The organism is Citrobacter sp. EC_71 (assembly GCF_019584005.1).
Taxonomy (GTDB): Bacteria; Pseudomonadota; Gammaproteobacteria; order Enterobacterales; family Enterobacteriaceae; genus Citrobacter; species Citrobacter werkmanii.
On record NZ_VDAY01000008.1, the window covers coordinates 242,624 to 260,933 of the forward strand.

Here is an 18,310-nt window from a genome sequence, read left to right on the forward strand (position 1 = left end):
AACCGGAGCACGCCCCGGTTAGCAGGATCAGACGTTAAAAGGAGAGGTGTTATCCAGCACCGCCTGAATCACGTTCAGCGCGCCCTGATGGTTATTGTCGTCGGTCTGATAGCGGGCAATCGCTTTAATGCTCTCTGCCGCATTGGCCATGGCGAAAGAGTAATGCGCCATTTTCAGCATTTCTGCATCGTTGCCGCTATCGCCAATGGCGACGACGTTTTGTGGAGACAGGTTCCAGCGTTTCAGCAGGCGGCTGATACCGTTGGCTTTATGTAAGCCCGGAATAATCAAATCGATAAACCCAAAGCCGCTGGTGACGGGCTTCATTATGCCATCCAGAGCGGTATGCAGGTGATCGATAACCAACGGGATTTGTTGGTCGGGTAAGTTCAGCGAAAACTTAAACAGCACATCATCAATGTCCTGATAATCCTTCACCGGTTTCAGGCGATGGTAGTGTTTCGACATCAATGCCACGAAAGACTCAGGAGCATTCTCACTGACGTAGGCGCTTTGCAGACCACAGGCAACAAAATTGAGCTGCTTGTCTTTGAGGAGTTCGCCAATAACAATGCGTGATTCGTGACGGGTAAGCTCGCCGTGAAACAGCTGCTTGCCATGCTCATAAACCAGCGCGCCATTCTCAGCGACAAACGATATTTCGTCTTTAAGCTCCGGGAAAAAGGAGATCAGCTGGAAATACTGGTTGCCGCTGGCCACGACAAATTCAATATCTCGTTTTTTCAGTTCCTGATACTGCGCCATAAAACGTGCACGATCGTATTTCTTGGCGTCGTCGAGAAAAGTTCCGTCCATATCGGTGACGATAACTTTGATGGTCATACTTGCTCCTGGCTCATAACTGCGACCAGAAACATTCTAATAACAATGTGACCTGAAGCACAAATTTAATTTCGAATGAAAGTAAAAGGCCGGGTGGCAGCTTCGCCTTACCCGGCTAAGGGGAGAGCAGTTGTAGGCCGGATAAGCGTCAGCGCCACCGGGCGGGGGAGTTACAACATGTGTTCAGTACGGGCGATGATATCGTCCTGTGCATCCGGAGACAGGGCGGTGAAGAAGGCGGAATAGCCTGCGACACGCACCACCAGGTCACGGTATTGATCCGGGTGTTTTTTTGCTTCCAGCAGCGTTTCACGGGACACAATGTTGTACTGAATATGCCAGCCTTTGTGCTCTTCAAAGAAGGTGCGCAGCAGGATCATCAGTTTTTGCTTATCTGATTCATTCTCCAGCGTGGCCGGATTCAGCTTCTGGTTTAACAACACGCCGCCGAGAATGGAACCGGTCGGCAGTTTACCCACCGAGCCAATCACCGCCGTCGGGCCGAGATGGTCCGTCCCGGAAGCCGGACTTGCGCCTTCAGCCAGCGGGGTGTGAGCTTTACGGCCATCCGGCGTTGCCATGGTTGCCGCGCCAAACGGCACGTTTGCGGAGATAGAAGAGGTCCCGGCGTAGTAATTGCCGCCAACCGGACCGCGACCATAACGTGGATTATGATACTGTTTCAGTTCATCGATATAAGTCTGATAAGCGCGGGCCAGCAGTGTATCAACGGAATCGTCATCGTTGCCGTACTTCGGCGCGCCGTTGATCAGTCGTTGACGTAATTGCTCGTGGGTCAGACCGTCAAAATCATCAGCCAGTGCTGCAGCCAATTGCTGCTGGCCGATAGCGCCTTGATCGAAGACCAGTTTCTTCACAGCCGCCAGGCTGTTGCCGAGGTTGGCGATACCCACCTGCAAACCTGATACCCAGTCATACTTCGCGCCGCCTTGCTTAATGCTTTTCGCGCGTTCGATACAGTCGTCTACCAGCGCCGAACAGAGAATATCGTGTACGTTCTCTTCCAGCATGGTGTCAACGACATACTCGATTTCAATGGATTTACGGGTGTAGTAGCGAATCTGTGTATCCCAGGCGTCCATCACTTCATCGAAATTGTTGAAGTTGCCAGCCGAGAGCGCTTTTTCCTGCGGCAGGAAGACTTTGCCGCTGGTGGCATCGCGTCCGCCTTCCAGCGCCGCCAGCATCACGCGGGCAAAGTTAATAAAGCTCATGCCGGTACAACGGTAGCCCCATTTGCCGCCAACGGCGGTTTCGATGCAACCAATGGCCGCATAGTCATAGGCGTCCTGCGGTTCAATACCAAGCTTTATAAATTCAGGTATGACGATTTCATCGTTGTTAAAGGCTGGCATCCCGAAGCCGCAGCGAATGACCTGCACACAGGCATCAAGGAAATCGTTACTCATCCCCGCGTGATAGCGCACGCTCAGGTTAGGCTGAGTAGAGCGCAGGCGACCGCAGGATTCCAGAATGGCGTAAGAGAGCGGGTTGACGGCATCCACCGCCTGACCGTTAACCAGATTCTGTCCGCCAATGGTCACGTTCTGATACAGCGGGCTGCCCGCCGATGCTTTGGAGTGGGAACCGGAGCGGATTTTGTTCACTTCCAGCAGCTTCAGCCAGCAGCTGTGCAGCAGCTCAATGGCGTGCTCGCGATCCAGCGTCTGATTCAGCTCCACATCACGACGGTAGAAAGGATAGAGATACTGGTCCATGCGACCAAACGACACTGAATGGCCGTTCGATTCAATTTGCAGGATCAACTGGATGAAGTAGCACAACTGCAGCGCCTGCCAGAACGTTTTTGGCGGCTCATGGGCGATCACATCGCAGTTTTCCGCCATGGTCAGCAGTTCCTCGCGGCGGCTGGCGCGGGTCTCCGTGGATGCCATTTTGCGTGCCAGCGTGGCAAAGCGCTCAATGTGCAGACTGACGGCTTCCAGCACGATATCTATCGCTTTCAGGAACTGATCGCCATGGAGGTCTTCCAGACAAGTCAGATTGATACGGGAGCGACGTTCATCGACTTTGTGACGCAGTCCGTCGAGACCTTTTTCCAGCAGCAGCGGGAAGTTCACCGCCAGGTGTGCGTCGCCGGAGGTCATGTTGCCTTCGGCTTTGATAATGCCGGTTTCCAGCAGACCTTTCTGCTCATCGGTGAACATCCCGTAGCAGCGATCCTGTACGGTCTGGCCGCGCCACCACGGGCACACCTCGTGCAATACGCGTTTGTTCTCTTCACTTACTGAGAAGCCTGCGCCCGGCCTGTCGGCGAGGTCATCGATCTCTTTTTCAATCCAGGAGACGGTGTATTCCGGGAAGATCGGTGCGGCGCGCACTTCGCTCGCCTGGTTACCGATAATCAGTTCGTCATGCTTGATCCAGATGGTGCGTTCCGCCAGATGATGGGCCAGCGCTAACGCGCGGCGTACCGGGATCGGCTTATCCAGATGTTGTTGATACATCTCGGTATAGTGCTGGGCGCGCTCGGTACAAACCGGCGGCTTCACGATGTGGATCAGGGCTGTTTTATGCGCTTTGATACGGTCGCTGAGTGTGTCCAGTTTCAGAGTGGTCATGGCGATTATCCTCGTAGGGTCGCGGTTAAACCTTTATGGCGGGCATACTGCTGAGCAAATTCGAGCAGAGCTGGCGCCTCAAGCGGTTTATCCGGTGCGTTGTAGGGTTGACTGAGTAAGTGGTATTTATTGATGCCCAGGGTGTGATAGGGCAAAAAATGGATCTCCCCGACGTGAAGCTCGTCGGCAGCAAAATCGGTAATAGCCTGGATGGCGGCTTCGTCAGCGTTGAAACCCTGAATCAGCGGTACGCGGATAATCATTTTTTTACCCGCAGCGGCCAATTTTTTCAGATTGTCTAATACACGAGAGGCACTGCCATCGGTCCACTGTTTAAACGGCGCGTCGGCGACATGTTTTAAATCGGCCAGGAACAGATCAATGTAAGGTAATGACGGCTCGATATACTTCCACGGCACATGCAGACAGGTTTCGACCGCCGTATGAATGCCCGCGTCGTGGCTGGCTTTGAATAATTCTGCCGCCAGTTCTGGCTGCATAAACGGTTCGCCACCGGAGAGGGTGAGCCCGCCACCGCTACGATCGTAAAACGGTTTATCACGCAGTACGGTCGCCATGATGTCGTCCACGCTTTTTACCTCTCCGCAGACGCTCAGCGCCTGGGTTGGACAGCAGTCCGTCAGCCCGGCGAAATCGCCATCGGTCAGTTTTTCGCGATAAATAAGCAGACCGCTCAGCGCCCGCTCAATCACCGCAGGTGCAGCCTGAGCACAGAGATCGCAACCGTCCAGACACAAACGTGCGTCGTAGAGCAGGTCCTGTGTGCGGGCGCGGCTTTCCGGATTCTGACACCAACGACAGCCCAGGGAGCATCCCTTAAGGAACACAACGGTACGGATACCGGGGCCATCATGCGTGGAATAGCGCTGGATATTGAAAATCATAAGCGGCCTCTTTTCTTTCGTATAAAGATTAAATTACTTTCGAATGAAAGTTATATTGACGTGCGTCAACTAACCGTGAGGTTTCGCCGTGCTACCTTTTATTCATGCTAATTATTCGTTTGAGGAAAGGTTATGGAACTCTATTTAGATACGTCGGATGTTGCCGCTGTCAAAGCTCTGGCGCGTATTTTTCCGTTGGCCGGGGTGACCACTAACCCGAGTATTGTGGCGGCTGGTAAAGAGAGGCTGGAAGTGTTGCTGCCGCAACTGCAGGAAGCGATGGGGGGACAAGGCCGGCTGTTTGCACAGGTGATGGCGACGACCGCCGAAGGCATGGTCAATGATGCGCGTAAACTGCGGGCAATTATCGCGGATATCGTGGTCAAAGTACCGGTGACGGCAGAAGGTCTGGCGGCAATTAAACTATTGAAAGAAGAAGGGATCCCGACGCTGGGTACCGCGGTATACGGTGCTGCTCAAGGGCTGTTAGCGGCGCTGGCAGGAGCGGAATATGTTGCGCCATATGTAAACCGCGTGGATGCGCAGGGGGGAGATGGTATTCAGACGGTGACCGATCTGCAAACCTTACTGAACATGCATGCGCCGCACGCCAAAGTACTGGCAGCCAGCTTCAAAACGCCGCGTCAGGCGCTGGATTGCCTGCTGGCAGGCTGCGAATCCATCACGCTGCCGCTGGATGTCGCTCAGCAGATGATTAGTTCTCCGGCCGTTGATGCTGCCGTAGCGAAGTTCGAGCACGACTGGCAGAGCGCATTCGGTCGCACGTCAATCTAGTTTTATGCCGGATTACTCCGGCATATTTGCGTAGGTGGTTCCGTTAAAATGAATCTGTTGCAGTTAGGTGCAATAAACTGCGAATCGCCCTCGTAAAACCGGTAAAGCCTGCATGCGGCCCGTCATCGCGACGGGTACAGTCACGTCATCATGTTTATCAGTTGACGGACCGCCATGAAAAAAACACCTACAGCCACACCGCACGATGCGCTGTTTAAAACATTTTTAAAATACCCTGCAACAGCCCGTGATTTTATTGAAATTCATCTTCCTCCCACGCTACGTTCGCTTTGCGATCTGGCGACGTTAGAACTGCAACCCGCCAGTTTTATTGAAGAAAACTTACGCGCATATTATTCAGATGTGCTTTGGTCGATGAAAACCAGTGAAGGGGAGGGTTATATCTATGTCGTGATTGAACATCAAAGTCGTCCTGATGCGCATATGTCGTTTCGCCTGATGCGTTATGCGATAGCGGCAATGCAAAGCCACCTTGACGCTGGGCATACCCGCTTACCATTAGTCGTGCCGATGCTGTTTTATCATGGCGTCGATACGCCTTATCCCTTCTCTTTATGCTGGCTGGATGAGTTTGATAATCCGCTCCTGGCGCGTCAGCTTTATCTGTCGGCATTTCCATTGGTGGATATTACCGTGGTCCCGGATGAAGAAATTATGCAGCACCGGCGTATCGCACTGCTGGAACTGATTCAAAAGCATATCCGCCAGCGCGATTTATTAGGACTGGTGGACAATCTGGCTACGCTGATGGTTACAGGATGTGCTAATGACAGCCAGCTAAAAGCGCTGTTTAATTATCTGCTGATCCAGCATGGTCACAAACCGCGCTTTGGGCGATTTATGCGTAAGCTGGCGCAGCAGGTACCCGAACACAAGGAGCGTACAATGAATATTGTCGAAAAAATACGTAGGGCAGGGCAGCGAAAGGGGCTACGGGAAGGCATGCGTCAAGGCCGGGTTGAAGGTCGCCGTGAGGAAGCGCAGCGCATTGCCCACTCAATGCTGGCCGATGGTCTTCCACGGGAGCTTATCGTGAGAATCACCGGGCTATCAGAGGAAGATATTAAATCTTTGACGCATTGAATGTATGTTAGTACAGCCCCGGAAAATAAATGCCGCCGGGGCTTACAGTTATTGCCCGCACACCTCACAGCCAGGGTTACGCATCAGCTTCATTTCGCGAAACTGGCAGGTCATGGCGTCGTACATGACGATTTTTCCAGATGCGGGTTTACCGTAGTTTGCCAATAATTTAATGGCTTCCATAGCCTGTAACGAGCCGATCACGCCGATTAGGGGAGCCATTACGCCAGCCTCTACGCAGGTGAGGGCATTTTCACCGAACAGGCGGCTCAGGCAACGGTAGCAGGGTTCGCCTTCCTGATAGGTAAAGATGGTAATTTGCCCTTCCATGCGGATTGCCGCCCCGGAAACCAGCGGAACCTTTGCGCTAAAGCATCCGGCATTAAGCTGATTGCGGATACTGACGTTATCCGTACAGTCCAGCACCAAATCGTGTTCGGCGATCAGCGCGTGAATTTCGCTATCATCCAGCAGCGCATTCACTGGCGTAATGGCGATATAAGGGTTAATCCGCGCCAGCGCGTCGCGGGCGGACAGCACTTTCGGTTGCCCTACGGTTGCATCGCTGTGCAGCGTCTGGCGCTGGAGGTTCGACACGGAAACGGTGTCAAAGTCGAGCAGCGTTAAATGCCCGATGCCTGCGCCTGCCAGGTATTGGGTCGCGGCGCAACCAAGTCCCCCCAGACCAACGACCAGTACCCGCGCCTCCTTGAGCGCTTCCTGGCCTTCAAAATCGAAGCCGCGCAGAATGATTTGCCGGTTATAGCGCATCATCTCCTGGTCGCTGAGTTCCGCCATTACAGGCCTCCAAACAGCGCGTTAAACGGCTCGACTTCAACCCACTCTCCGGCTTCAACGTTGCCGCGATCGCGTTCCAGCACGATAAAACAGTTGCCGAGGCTAAAGGAGCTAAAAATATGCGAACCCTGGTGTCCGGTGGTGGTGACTTCCAGTTCGCCTTCTGCGGTGCGCTGCAATACGCCACGTTGAAAATCCAGACGTCCTGGCGTTTTCTTCAGACGTGACGCGGTGCGCACGCGTTGGCGAGGAGGCAACCCACAGCCCGTGTTGCCGCTGAGTTTCGCCAGCATTGGTTGCACCAGTTGATAAAAGGTGAGGGCTGCTGATACCGGGTTACCCGGCAGACCGCAAAACCAACTGTTGCTTAGTTTGCCAAAGGCAAACGGTTTGCCCGGTTTGATGGCCAGCTTCCAGAAGGCAATTTCTCCCAACTCTTCCAGAATGGTTTTGGTGTAATCCGCTTCACCGACAGAAACGCCACCGGAGCTGATAACGACATCGGCCTGGCTGTCGGCTTCAATAAACGCCGCGCGCAGGGCGTTGGGATCGTCGCGAATAATCCCCAGGTTGATCACCTCGCAGCCCAACTGTTGCAGCATCAGGTGAACGGCCAGACGGTTGGTGTCATAAATCTGTCCGTCGCCCAGCGGTTGACCCGGCAGTTGCAGTTCATCACCAGTGGAAAACAACGCCACGCGGACTTTGCGCACAACAGGCACATCAGCAATTCCGAGCGAGGCCAGAACCGGGAGTTCGGCGGTTGTCAGGCGGGTCCCGGCGGGGAAGACGACTGCACCGTTCGCAATATCTTCACCGCGCAGACGAATATTTTGTCCACTGCGGACTTCGGCGGTAAAACGCACACCGTCGTCGGTTTGTTCCGTTTGTTCCTGCATGACCACTGCTTCACAACCGGCAGGCACCGGGGCGCCGGTCATGATGCGGATACAGGTCCCCGCGGGCCATTCGCCGTGAAAAGGCTGTCCGGCAAAGGCTTTGCCTGCTACCGCAAGCGGCAGACCCGAGCGTAAATCATCTAATCGCACCGCATAGCCATCCATTGCCGAGTTATCGAATCCCGGTACATCAATGGGGGAAACGACGTCGGCGGCCAGGATACGGCCAAAACATTGAACCAGCGGCAGTGTTTCGACGGCGGTGAGCGGGGTAATACGCGACAGCATCTGAGAGAGAGCCGTTTCAAGCGGCATCAGTCCGGCGGTAAATTCCATGAGAAGACTCCTGCGGGGCAAAATCGAATCCGGCCATTATGTCAGAAAATGGCCGCGGACAGTATGCTACCTCAGGCTTAGAATCAGATCTGATCAAGGTTTTATGCCAGAGGATAGCGACACAGGAACAATGCAGTATAGACTCAATATTTCCGCTCTTTTCCCCAGGGGGCTAAATGGCTACTACTATCCCGGAGGCAATTCGACGACAGGTGAATGCAGCCAGCGCGCTCATCCGCCAGGTTTTCGAGGAGAATCTCGTTGCTATTCATCTGTATGGTTCTGCTGTCGAAAGCGGTTTAAAACCTCAAAGCGACATCGATTTGTTGGTCACCATACGGGAACCAATGGATGCCCGGTTAAGAGAAACCGTAATGCGGAAATTGCTGACCATTTCAGCGCAGCCCGGGACCTCAGAACGTTACCGCGCGCTGGAAGTCACCGTTGTTCTGTTCTCGCAGATCGTGCCGTGGCGATTCCCACCCGTCAGAGAAATGCAATTTGGTGAGTGGTTGCGTGATGATATTGGTGCCGGCGTATTTGAACCGGCGCTGGCGGATCCTGATCTTGCCATTTTGCTGACCCAGGCCCGGCGCGCCAGCGTACCATTATTCGGTGAACCCGCTGATATATTATTCAACGCCATTCCTGCCAATGATGTATTGGAAACGTTTCGACATACCCTTGAACAGTGGCAAAAACCGGCAGATGTAGAGGGTGATGAGCGCAATATCATGCTGGCTTTGGCGCGTATCTGGTACAGCGTCGTTACTGGCGATATTGTCGCAAAGGATGAGGCCGCGTCGTGGCTCATGCCGCAATTGCCCGTTGAGCATGCTGACACGCTGCAAGCTGCATGTTCGGAATATCTGGGGTTAACCAAAACGAACTGGGCTGAATCTATGCCGTCAGTACAACGATTTGTGTTTTATGCAAAAAAAGAGATTACCGATCTGCTTGAATAGGCTATTCAATGTCGTCGGGGATCTCATTCCTGTTTACTCTATCTGTATGACCTGATGGTATCGATTATGAGGTGCAGGCCTTTACCTTTACATGACGTCTGCATCTTTCTATATTCAAAAATCGAATCAATAAGTCACCGAAATTCTGATATTTATAACCCCCGGAACCAGTCACCTTAATGGACGAAAAAATGGGTAAAGCAGTTATTGCAATTCATGGCGGTGCTGGGGCTATTACCCGCGCGCAGCTGAGCCAGGAGCAGGAGTTGCGCTACATACAGGCGCTGTCCGATATCGTCGAAACCGGTCAGCGGATGCTCGAAGAGGGGCGTAGAGCACTGGATGTGGTGACCGAGGCCGTGCGTCTGCTGGAAGAGTGCCCGCTGTTTAATGCCGGAATTGGCGCAGTATATACCCGTGATGAAACCCATGAGCTGGACGCCTGCGTGATGGACGGTAATACCCTGCAAGCGGGAGCCGTCGCGGGGGTAAGCCATCTGCGAAATCCAGTTCTCGCGGCACGCCTGGTGATGGAACACAGCCCACACGTGATGATGATTGGTGAGGGGGCAGAGAATTTTGCTATTGCGCAGGGTATGGAGCGCGTTTCGGCGGATATTTTCTCGACGCCAGAACGCTACGCTCAATTGCTGGCGGTGCGAACGACGGGTGAAACGATGCTGGATCATAACGCTACCCCACTGGATGAAAATAACAAAATGGGTACCGTGGGGGCGGTCGCGCTGGACATGTTTGGTAATCTGGCGGCGGCGACATCGACCGGCGGGATGACCAACAAATTGCCGGGCCGGGTGGGTGACAGTCCACTGGTTGGTGCCGGCTGTTATGCCAATAACGCCAACGTGGCAGTTTCCTGCACCGGAACCGGAGAAGTCTTTATTCGTGCGCTGGCGGCTTATGACATTGCGGCGTTGATGGACTACGGCGGCCTGAGTTTATCTGAGGCGTGCGAGCGTGTGGTGATGGAAAAATTACCGGCGCTGGGCGGCAGCGGTGGCTTAATTGCTATCGATCATGAGGGTAACGTCGCTTTACCGTTTAATAGTGAAGGCATGTACCGTGCCTGGGGATACGCGGGCGATACGCCAACCACCGGTATTTATCGGGAAAAAGGAGATACCGTTGCCACACAGCGATGAGCTTGACGCCAGTGACGTACTGGCAGTGAGCAACCTGAACATTACCTTTGAACAGGAACAGCAGCGCGTCAGTGCGGTGCGTAATCTGTCATTTCGCCTCAAGCGTGGCGAAACGTTGGCGATAGTTGGCGAGTCCGGTTCAGGAAAGTCGGTCACGGCTTTGTCGCTGATGCGTCTGATTGAACAGGCTGGCGGCGAGGTGAGCTGTGATGAAATGCTACTCCGCCGCCGCAACCGCCAGGTGATAGAGCTGGGTGAACAGAGCGCATCACAGATGCGCCACGTGCGCGGCGCGGATATCGCGATGATCTTTCAGGAGCCAATGACATCGCTTAATCCGGTGTTTACCGTGGGTGAGCAGATCGCCGAGTCTATCCGCTTACACCAGGGGGCCAGTCATGAAGAGGCGATGCTGGAAGCTAAACGGATGCTCGATCAGGTCCGTATTCCTGAGGCGAAGGCGATTTTATCGCGCTATCCACACCAGCTTTCCGGCGGCATGCGCCAGCGCGTGATGATCGCTATGGCGCTGTCGTGCCGCCCTGCGGTACTGATTGCCGATGAGCCGACCACCGCGCTGGATGTCACTATTCAGGCGCAGATCCTGCAACTGATAAAAGTGTTGCAACAGGATATGTCGATGGGGGTGATCTTTATTACCCACGATATGGGGGTGGTGGCGGATATTGCCGACCGTGTGCTGGTGATGTATCAGGGTGAGGCGGTAGAAACCGGTAGCGTTGAGCAGATCTTTCATGCTCCCCAGCATCCCTATACTAAAGCGCTGCTGGCAGCCGTACCGCAGCTTGGCTCCATGAGCGGACAAGCGTATCCGCGCCGTTTTCCACTTATTTCTTTACACGATCCCAGTCATGTCGAACCGCAAACCGAGCAGGACACCGTGGTTGAAGGCGAGCCTATCCTACGGGTGCGCAATCTGGTGACGCGTTTTCCTCTGCGCAGCGGCATTCTTAACCGGGTAACCCGTGAGGTGCACGCGGTGGAAAACGTTAGCTTTGACCTGTGGCCAGGAGAAACGCTCTCGCTGGTGGGCGAGTCGGGCTGCGGCAAGTCCACCACCGGGCGGGCGTTGTTGCGCCTGGTTGAGTCTCAGCGTGGAGAGATCATCTTCAACGGACAGCGTATTGATACCCTGGCCGCCAGCAAACTGCAGCCGCTGCGCCGGGATATTCAGTTTATCTTCCAGGACCCTTATGCATCGCTCGATCCTCGCCAGACGGTGGGATATTCCATTTTAGAGCCGTTACGGGTGCATGGATTACTGCAAGGTGATGCGGCGGCAAAACGGGTTGCCTGGCTGCTGGAGCGCGTAGGATTGCTCCCTGAGCATGCCTGGCGCTATCCGCACGAGTTTTCCGGCGGTCAGCGTCAGCGTATCTGCATTGCCCGGGCTTTGGCGCTCAATCCCAAGGTGATCATTGCCGATGAGTCGGTCTCGGCTCTGGATGTCTCGATTCGTGGGCAAATTATCAACCTGTTGCTCGACCTGCAGCGCGAAATGGGGATCTCATATCTGTTTATTTCCCACGATATGGCGGTAGTGGAGCGGATCAGTCACCGTGTGGCGGTGATGTATCTGGGGCAGATCGTCGAGATCGGCACCCGGCGGGCGGTATTTGAAAATCCACAGCATCCGTATACGCGCAAACTAATGGCGGCAGTACCCGTTGCCGATCCATCACATCATCGCCCCCAGCGCGTGCTGTTGTCGGATGATATCCCCAGCAATATCCGCAAGCGCGGCGAAGAGATTTCCCCCGTGTCATTACAGTTAGTTGGCCCGGGGCATTATGTAGCGCGTCCACAACAAGAAAATGCGCTTTCGCGTTTATAACAGGCAGACAGGGTTCAAGGAGAATAACATGACAAAAATTGTTGCTCGAAAATGGCTGGTTGCTGTGGGAGTGGCCTCGGCGCTGGCCGCCGCACCGGGCTGGGCCGCCAAAGACGTGGTGGTGGCAGTGGGATCTAACTTCACCACGCTCGACCCCTATGACGCAAACGACACGTTGTCGCAGGCGGTAGCAAAGTCGTTTTATCAAGGACTGTTTGGCCTTGATAAAGAGATGAAGCTGAAAAATGTGCTGGCGGAGAGTTATACGGTTTCTGATGATGGCCTGACTTACACCCTTAAGCTGCGTCAGGGCGTGAAGTTTCAGGATGGAACTGATTTCAACGCCGATGCGGTCAAAGCTAACCTCGATCGGGCCAGTAATCCGGAAAACCATCTGAAACGCTACAACCTGTATAAGAATATTGATAAAACCGAGGTTGTCGACCCATCGACGGTGAAGATTACGCTGAAGCAACCGTTCTCGGCATTCATCAATATTCTGGCGCACCCGGCAACAGCGATGATTTCTCCCGCCGCGCTGGAGAAATACGGCAAGGAGATCGGCTTTCATCCTGTCGGCACCGGACCGTATCAGCTTGATACCTGGAATCAGACGGATTTTGTGAAGGTTAAGAAGTTCACGGGCTACTGGCAGCAAGGCCTGCCAAAGCTGGATACGATCACCTGGCGTCCAGTGACCGACAACAACACGCGTGCGGCCATGTTACAGACCGGGGAAGCGCAGTTTGCCTTCCCAATCCCTTACGAGCAGGCGGCGTTACTGGCGAAGAACAAAAACCTGGAACTGGTGGCCAGTCCGTCTATTATGCAGCGTTATATCAGCATGAACGTCACGCAAAAACCGTTCGACAACCCGAAGGTGCGTGAAGCTCTGAATTATGCCATCAACCGCCAGGCGCTGGTGAAAGTGGCTTTTGCCGGTTACGCGACGCCGGCAACCGGCGTTCTCCCACCGTCGATAGCCTATGCGCAAAGCTATACGCCATGGCCGTACGACCCGGCGAAAGCGCGCGAACTGCTGAAAGAAGCAGGCTACCCTAATGGTTTTACCACCACGCTGTGGTCTTCGCATAACCACAGTACTGCACAGAAAGTGTTGCAATTTACCCAGCAGCAGCTGGCGCAGGTTGGCATTAAGGCTCAGGTAACGGCGATGGACGCTGGTCAGCGTGCGGCGGAAGTTGAAGGTAAAGCGCAGAAAGAGAGCGGAGTGCGGATGTTCTACACCGGCTGGTCTGCGTCTACAGGCGAAGCGGACTGGGCGCTGTCGCCGCTGTTTGCATCACAAAACTGGCCGCCAACCCTGTTTAACACGGCGTTCTACAGCAATAAGCAGGTGGACAGTGATCTCGCTGCGGCTTTGCAAACCAACGATCCAGCGCAGAAAGCGAAGCTGTACAAAGATGCGCAGGATATTATCTGGAAAGAGTCGCCGTGGATCCCGCTGGTAGTGGAAAAACTGATTTCGGCGCACAGCACCAGGTTGACCGGATTCTGGATCATGCCGGATACCGGATTTAGCTTTGATGATGCGGATTTAAAATAAGCTATTCATTCGGCCCCGAAGCGTAGGGGCCGGCGAAGGGAGCGTGATGCTTAACTATGTTTTCAAGCGCCTGCTGGGGTTGATTCCAACTCTGTTGATTGTTGCGGTGCTGGTATTTTTATTTGTTCACCTGCTACCCGGCGATCCGGCCCGGCTGATTGCAGGACCGGAAGCTGACGCTGAGGTGATCGAACTGGTGCGCAAGCAGCTGGGTCTGGACCAGCCGCTGCATGTTCAGTTCTGGCATTACATGACCAACGTGTTGCAAGGCGATTTTGGGACCTCGATGGTTTCTCGTCGCCCGGTTTCCGAAGAGATAGCCAGCCGTTTTATGCCATCACTATGGCTGACTATTGCCAGTATGGCGTGGGCGGTATTGTTCGGCATGACAGCGGGGATTATTGCTGCCGTATGGCGCAATCGCTGGCCGGACAGATTGAGTATGACGCTGGCGGTCACCGGGATCTCGTTCCCGGCGTTTGCGCTCGGCATGCTGCTGATGCAGATATTCTCCGTTGAGCTCGGTTGGTTACCCACCGTTGGCGCCGACACCTGGCTGCACTATATCCTCCCGTCTATTACGCTGGGCGCGGCGGTGGCTGCGGTGTTAGCACGGTTTACTCGCGCCTCGTTCGTGGATGTGCTCAGCGAAGACTATATGCGCACCGCGCGGGCTAAAGGGGTGAGTGAAACCTGGGTGGTGTTAAAACATGGTCTGCGTAATGCGATGATCCCGGTTGTCACCATGATGGGGCTACAGTTTGGCTTTTTGCTCGGCGGCTCTATTGTGGTTGAGAAGGTGTTCAACTGGCCTGGGCTTGGGCGACTGTTGGTGGACTCCGTCGAAATGCGCGACTACCCGGTGATTCAGGCTGAGGTACTGTTGTTTTCTCTGGAATTTATTCTTATTAACTTAGTGGTGGATGTGCTCTACGCCGCCATTAATCCGGCTATCAGGTACAAGTAAGGATGCGATTTTTTAACTGGCGCCGACAGGCGATTTTAAATGCGATGCCTCTTGTTAAGCCAGAGCAGATACGCACACCGTGGCATGAGTTCTGGCGTCGTTTCCGTCGACAGCACATGGCGATGTTCGCTGGATTGTTTGTATTGCTCCTGATCATGCTGGCGATTTTTGCCCGCTGGCTGACGCCATTTGATGCCGAGAATTACTTCGATTATGACCGTTTGAATGATGGACCGTCGATGCTGCACTGGTTTGGCGTTGACTCACTGGGACGGGATATCTTTAGCCGCGTGCTGGTTGGCGCGCAAATCTCGCTGGCGGCAGGGGTCTTTGCCGTGTTTATTGGCGCGGCGATTGGCACAGTGCTGGGTCTGCTGGCGGGATACTACGAAGGCTGGTGGGATCGACTGATTATGCGAATCTGCGATGTGCTGTTCGCCTTTCCGGGGATATTGCTGGCGATAGCCGTGGTCGCCGTGCTGGGCAGCGGTATTGCGAACGTGATTATTGCCGTGGCCATTTTCTCCATTCCGGCCTTCGCGCGCCTGGTGCGCGGGAATACGCTGGTGCTGAAGCAACAGACGTTTATTGAGTCTGCGCGCAGTATTGGTGCCAGCGATACGACCATCATTTTTAACCATATCCTGCCGGGTACGGTTTCATCGATCGTGGTCTTTTTTACCATGCGAATTGGCACGTCGATCATCTCTGCCGCGAGCCTGTCATTTCTGGGATTAGGCGCACAGCCGCCAACGCCTGAGTGGGGGGCAATGCTTAATGAAGCGCGCGCTGATATGGTGATCGCGCCGCACGTGGCGATTTTCCCGGCGGTAGCGATATTCCTGACGGTGCTGGCGTTTAACTTACTGGGAGATGGTCTGCGCGACGCGCTGGACCCGAAAATAAAAGGGTAAACCGTAGGCCTGATAAGACGCTTCAGCGTCGCCATCAGGCATTGCCGGATGCGGCATAAATGCCTTATCCGGCCTACGTTGGGTTGCGCTTAATTAAACGCGGGTGCCCCACAGATCGTATTCATCTGCGTTTTCGACTTTCACGCGGATGATATCGCCAGGTTTCACCTTGGTTTCACCATTCAGATATACCGCGCCGTCGATTTCCGGAGCATCAGCCATGCTACGACCAATTGCGCCTTCTTCGTCAACTTCATCAACGATGACCAGAATCTCGCGGCCCACTTTCTCCTGCAAACGTTCAGCAGAGATCTGCTGTTGCAATTGCATAAAGCGATTCCAGCGTTCTTCTTTCACCTCTTCCGGGATTTGATCCGGCAGGTCATTAGCGCCAGCGCCTTCTACCGGGCTGTATTTAAAGCAGCCCACGCGATCCAGACGCGCTTCCTTCAGGAAGTCGAGCAACATCTGGAAGTCTTCTTCCGTTTCACCCGGGAAACCAACAATGAAAGTGGAGCGCAGCGTCAGTTCAGGGCAGATTTCACGCCACTGTTTGATGCGCGCCAGCTGTCTGTCCACGGAGCCTGGGCGTTTCATCAGTTTAAGAATACGCGGGCTGGCATGCTGCAGCGGGATGTCCAGATACGGCAGGATTTTACCTTCCGCCATCAGCGGGATTACGTCATCAACGTGCGGGTAGGGATAGACGTAATGCAGACGCGTCCAGATCCCCAGTTTTGATAACTGTTCGCACAAATCAACCATGCTGGTTTTGACCGGCTCGCCGTTATGGAAACCGGTGCGATGCTTCACATCCACGCCGTACGCGGAGGTATCCTGAGAAATGACCAGTATCTCTTTCACGCCCGCATCTACCAGACGCTTGGCTTCGCTGAGAACGTCGCCGATCGGACGGCTCACCAGATCGCCACGCATTGAGGGAATAATGCAGAACGTGCAGCGGTGGTTGCAGCCTTCAGAAATTTTCAGATAGGCATAATGGCGCGGAGTCAGCTTGACGCCCTGCTCAGGAACCAGACTCTGGAACGGGTTATGCTTTGGTTTTGGCACATAGTGGTGAACGTGCTCCAGAACCTGTTCATAGCTGTGCGGACCGGTGATTTCCAGCACTTTCGGGTGGACTTCACGGATCTGATCGACTTTCGCGCCCAGACAGCCGGTAACGATCACCTTGCCGTTTTCGTTCAACGCTTCACCGATTGCTTCCAGGGACTCCTGAACCGCGCTGTCGATAAAGCCGCAGGTGTTAACGATAACCATATCCGCGTCGTCGTAGCTTGGCACAACATCATAGCCTTCGGTACGAAGTTCGGTCAGGATGCGCTCAGAATCGACGAGGTTTTTCGGACAACCTAGTGATATAAAACCAATTTTTGCCATTTTCTTATACTGTACATTGCTCGTAATCGGGGGATTATACAGATGCCGTCACGGTACATCTATATCTGATCGGCATAAGACCGGGAGAATAAAGACCAATACCTATAAATAGTGGATCGGTTGGCGGAAGGTGTTTAGCGAGTCTAATTCCGGCTTTAAGTGTCACTTCTTGGCTGTAGAAATTAATTAGCATAAATTTTATCTCGTCGAGCGTTATTAATGAGGTTAAATTTGAAAGATATTGTTTTGCAGTCGAAACTTGAAATGGCTAAAACTCTTTATGCTAATGGTGTGAGTTTATATTATATCTCACTGGCTACAGGCTTAAGTTGGCGTGTATTAATGACAGAATTAACGTTTATCGCCAGTCATGAAATTATTCGGCAAAAAACTGACGCTCGCAAACCCAGAGTTTAAATAATTCACCTGTCTATTACCCATCCTGCAAAATTTGAAAGGTAACGTTAATATGTATATTTCGCCACTACCGCTCGCGGCGGACTCTGATGTTGATAAACTGAGAGATGATATTGCTAATAAGCTTTTATTTACTATTGGCAAAGATCCCGCTATCGCCACGAAACGGGAGTGGCTTAATGCGACGTTATATGCGGTACGCGATCGAATGGTCGAGCGCTGGCACCGTTCTAATCGGGCACAATTCTCTCAGGATGCGCGCCAGGTTTATTATCTGTCGATGGAATTTTTAATTGGCCGTACGCTGTCTAATGCGTTGCTCTCGTTAGGTATTTACGAAGAAGTCAGAAGCGCGCTTGAGGCAATGGGGCTGGAACTGGAAGAGCTAATTGACGAGGAAAATGATCCCGGACTTGGAAATGGTGGTCTCGGACGACTGGCGGCTTGTTTCCTTGATTCTCTGGCAACGCTTGGCCTGCCGGGATGCGGTTACGGCATTCGCTATAACTACGGTATGTTTAAACAAAATATCGTTGATGGCGTGCAAAAAGAGTCGCTGGACTATTGGTTAGAATACGGTAATCCGTGGGAATTCAAACGTCATAATACGCATTATAAAGTGCGCTTTGGCGGGCGACTGCAACAAGAAGGGAATAAAACCCGCTGGCTAAATAGCTGCGCCTAATACCGCTACACTTTTGCCTGGCCATGTTTTCCTCCGGGGAATGGGCTGGCGGTTTCCATAAAATGGCGGACCTTTTTCAGTAACTGCCACATTGAG

The 18,310-nt window shown here is 53.5% G+C and carries 16 protein-coding genes and 1 pseudogene; 10 read left to right on the forward strand and 7 right to left on the reverse strand.

Annotated elements, in window-relative coordinates:
• Positions 1–27 precede the first annotated feature (27 nt).
• From FHD02_RS11555 to FHD02_RS11565, 3 genes are all read right to left on the reverse strand, one after another.
• Complete coding sequence (locus FHD02_RS11555; RefSeq protein WP_137361337.1) at positions 28–843, reverse strand: Cof-type HAD-IIB family hydrolase; 816 nt, start codon at positions 841–843, stop codon at positions 28–30.
• A 170-nt stretch (positions 844–1,013) separates the two neighbouring features.
• Positions 1,014–3,446: a glycyl radical protein gene (locus FHD02_RS11560; protein WP_220393887.1), complete on the reverse strand. Its 2,433-nt coding sequence runs from the start codon at positions 3,444–3,446 to the stop codon at positions 1,014–1,016.
• Between the two features lie 5 nt (positions 3,447–3,451).
• Entirely contained in the window at positions 3,452–4,351 is a 900-nt protein-coding gene (locus FHD02_RS11565) for a glycyl-radical enzyme activating protein (RefSeq protein WP_220393888.1), read from the reverse strand.
• 132 nt (positions 4,352–4,483) lie between these two features.
• On the opposite strand from FHD02_RS11565, the gene fsa reads away from it, so the two are divergent.
• Both fsa and FHD02_RS11575 read left to right on the forward strand, forming a co-directional pair.
• Positions 4,484–5,146, forward strand: a complete 663-nt coding sequence (gene fsa, locus FHD02_RS11570) for a fructose-6-phosphate aldolase (protein WP_137361334.1) — start codon at positions 4,484–4,486, stop codon at positions 5,144–5,146.
• A gap of 174 nt (positions 5,147–5,320) precedes the next feature.
• Positions 5,321–6,250, forward strand: coding sequence for an Rpn family recombination-promoting nuclease/putative transposase (locus FHD02_RS11575; protein ID WP_137361333.1), 930 nt, complete (start codon positions 5,321–5,323; stop codon positions 6,248–6,250).
• 48 nt (positions 6,251–6,298) lie between these two features.
• Here FHD02_RS11575 and moeB read toward each other — a convergent pair whose 3' ends face one another.
• Complete coding sequence (moeB, locus tag FHD02_RS11580) at positions 6,299–7,048, reverse strand: molybdopterin-synthase adenylyltransferase MoeB (protein WP_137361332.1); 750 nt, start codon at positions 7,046–7,048, stop codon at positions 6,299–6,301.
• Positions 7,048–8,283, reverse strand: a complete 1,236-nt coding sequence (gene moeA, locus FHD02_RS11585) for a molybdopterin molybdotransferase MoeA (protein WP_061381897.1) — start codon at positions 8,281–8,283, stop codon at positions 7,048–7,050. The genes moeB and moeA overlap by 1 nt, the downstream gene beginning before the upstream one ends.
• Before the next feature lie 176 nt (positions 8,284–8,459).
• On the opposite strand from moeA, the gene FHD02_RS11590 reads away from it, so the two are divergent.
• From FHD02_RS11590 to gsiD, 6 genes are all read left to right on the forward strand, one after another.
• On the forward strand, positions 8,460–9,248 hold the full coding sequence (locus FHD02_RS11590; RefSeq protein ID WP_137361331.1) for an aminoglycoside adenylyltransferase family protein: 789 nt from the start codon (positions 8,460–8,462) through the stop codon (positions 9,246–9,248).
• A gap of 191 nt (positions 9,249–9,439) precedes the next feature.
• Positions 9,440–10,408: a beta-aspartyl-peptidase gene (iaaA, locus tag FHD02_RS11595; protein ID WP_137361330.1), complete on the forward strand. Its 969-nt coding sequence runs from the start codon at positions 9,440–9,442 to the stop codon at positions 10,406–10,408.
• Positions 10,392–12,263 carry a glutathione ABC transporter ATP-binding protein GsiA gene (gene gsiA, locus FHD02_RS11600; protein WP_137361329.1) on the forward strand — a complete coding sequence of 624 codons (1,872 nt, stop codon included), beginning with the start codon at positions 10,392–10,394 and terminating at the stop codon, positions 12,261–12,263. Before iaaA ends, gsiA begins: the two co-directional genes overlap by 17 nt.
• A gap of 28 nt (positions 12,264–12,291) precedes the next feature.
• On the forward strand, positions 12,292–13,830 hold the full coding sequence (gene gsiB / locus FHD02_RS11605) for a glutathione ABC transporter substrate-binding protein GsiB (protein ID WP_042309552.1): 1,539 nt from the start codon (positions 12,292–12,294) through the stop codon (positions 13,828–13,830).
• A gap of 46 nt (positions 13,831–13,876) precedes the next feature.
• Positions 13,877–14,797 (forward strand): glutathione ABC transporter permease GsiC, encoded by a 921-nt coding sequence (gene gsiC, locus FHD02_RS11610; protein WP_032942797.1) that lies wholly within the window; start codon positions 13,877–13,879, stop codon positions 14,795–14,797.
• A 2-nt stretch (positions 14,798–14,799) separates the two neighbouring features.
• The gene (gene gsiD / locus FHD02_RS11615) at positions 14,800–15,711 is read left to right on the forward strand and encodes a glutathione ABC transporter permease GsiD (RefSeq protein WP_137361328.1); all 912 of its coding nucleotides are present in this window, start codon (positions 14,800–14,802) and stop codon (positions 15,709–15,711) included.
• Between the two features lie 93 nt (positions 15,712–15,804).
• On the opposite strand, the gene rimO is transcribed toward gsiD, so the two are convergent.
• Positions 15,805–17,112, reverse strand: coding sequence for a 30S ribosomal protein S12 methylthiotransferase RimO (rimO, locus tag FHD02_RS11620; RefSeq protein ID WP_003831616.1), 1,308 nt, complete (start codon positions 17,110–17,112; stop codon positions 15,805–15,807).
• A gap of 231 nt (positions 17,113–17,343) precedes the next feature.
• Between rimO and FHD02_RS11625 the strand changes: the two genes are divergently transcribed.
• Positions 17,344–17,529, forward strand: coding sequence for a glycine cleavage system protein T (locus FHD02_RS11625; RefSeq protein WP_227093261.1), 186 nt, complete (start codon positions 17,344–17,346; stop codon positions 17,527–17,529).
• Positions 17,530–17,581: 52 nt separating this feature from the next.
• Positions 17,582–18,205: pseudogene (locus tag FHD02_RS11630) on the forward strand (glycogen/starch/alpha-glucan phosphorylase); the annotation flags it as partial.
• A gap of 14 nt (positions 18,206–18,219) precedes the next feature.
• Here the strand turns inward: FHD02_RS11630 and FHD02_RS24390 are convergent.
• The coding region (locus FHD02_RS24390; RefSeq protein WP_039391442.1) for a hypothetical protein at positions 18,220–18,310 on the reverse strand (91 nt) is incomplete at its 5' end.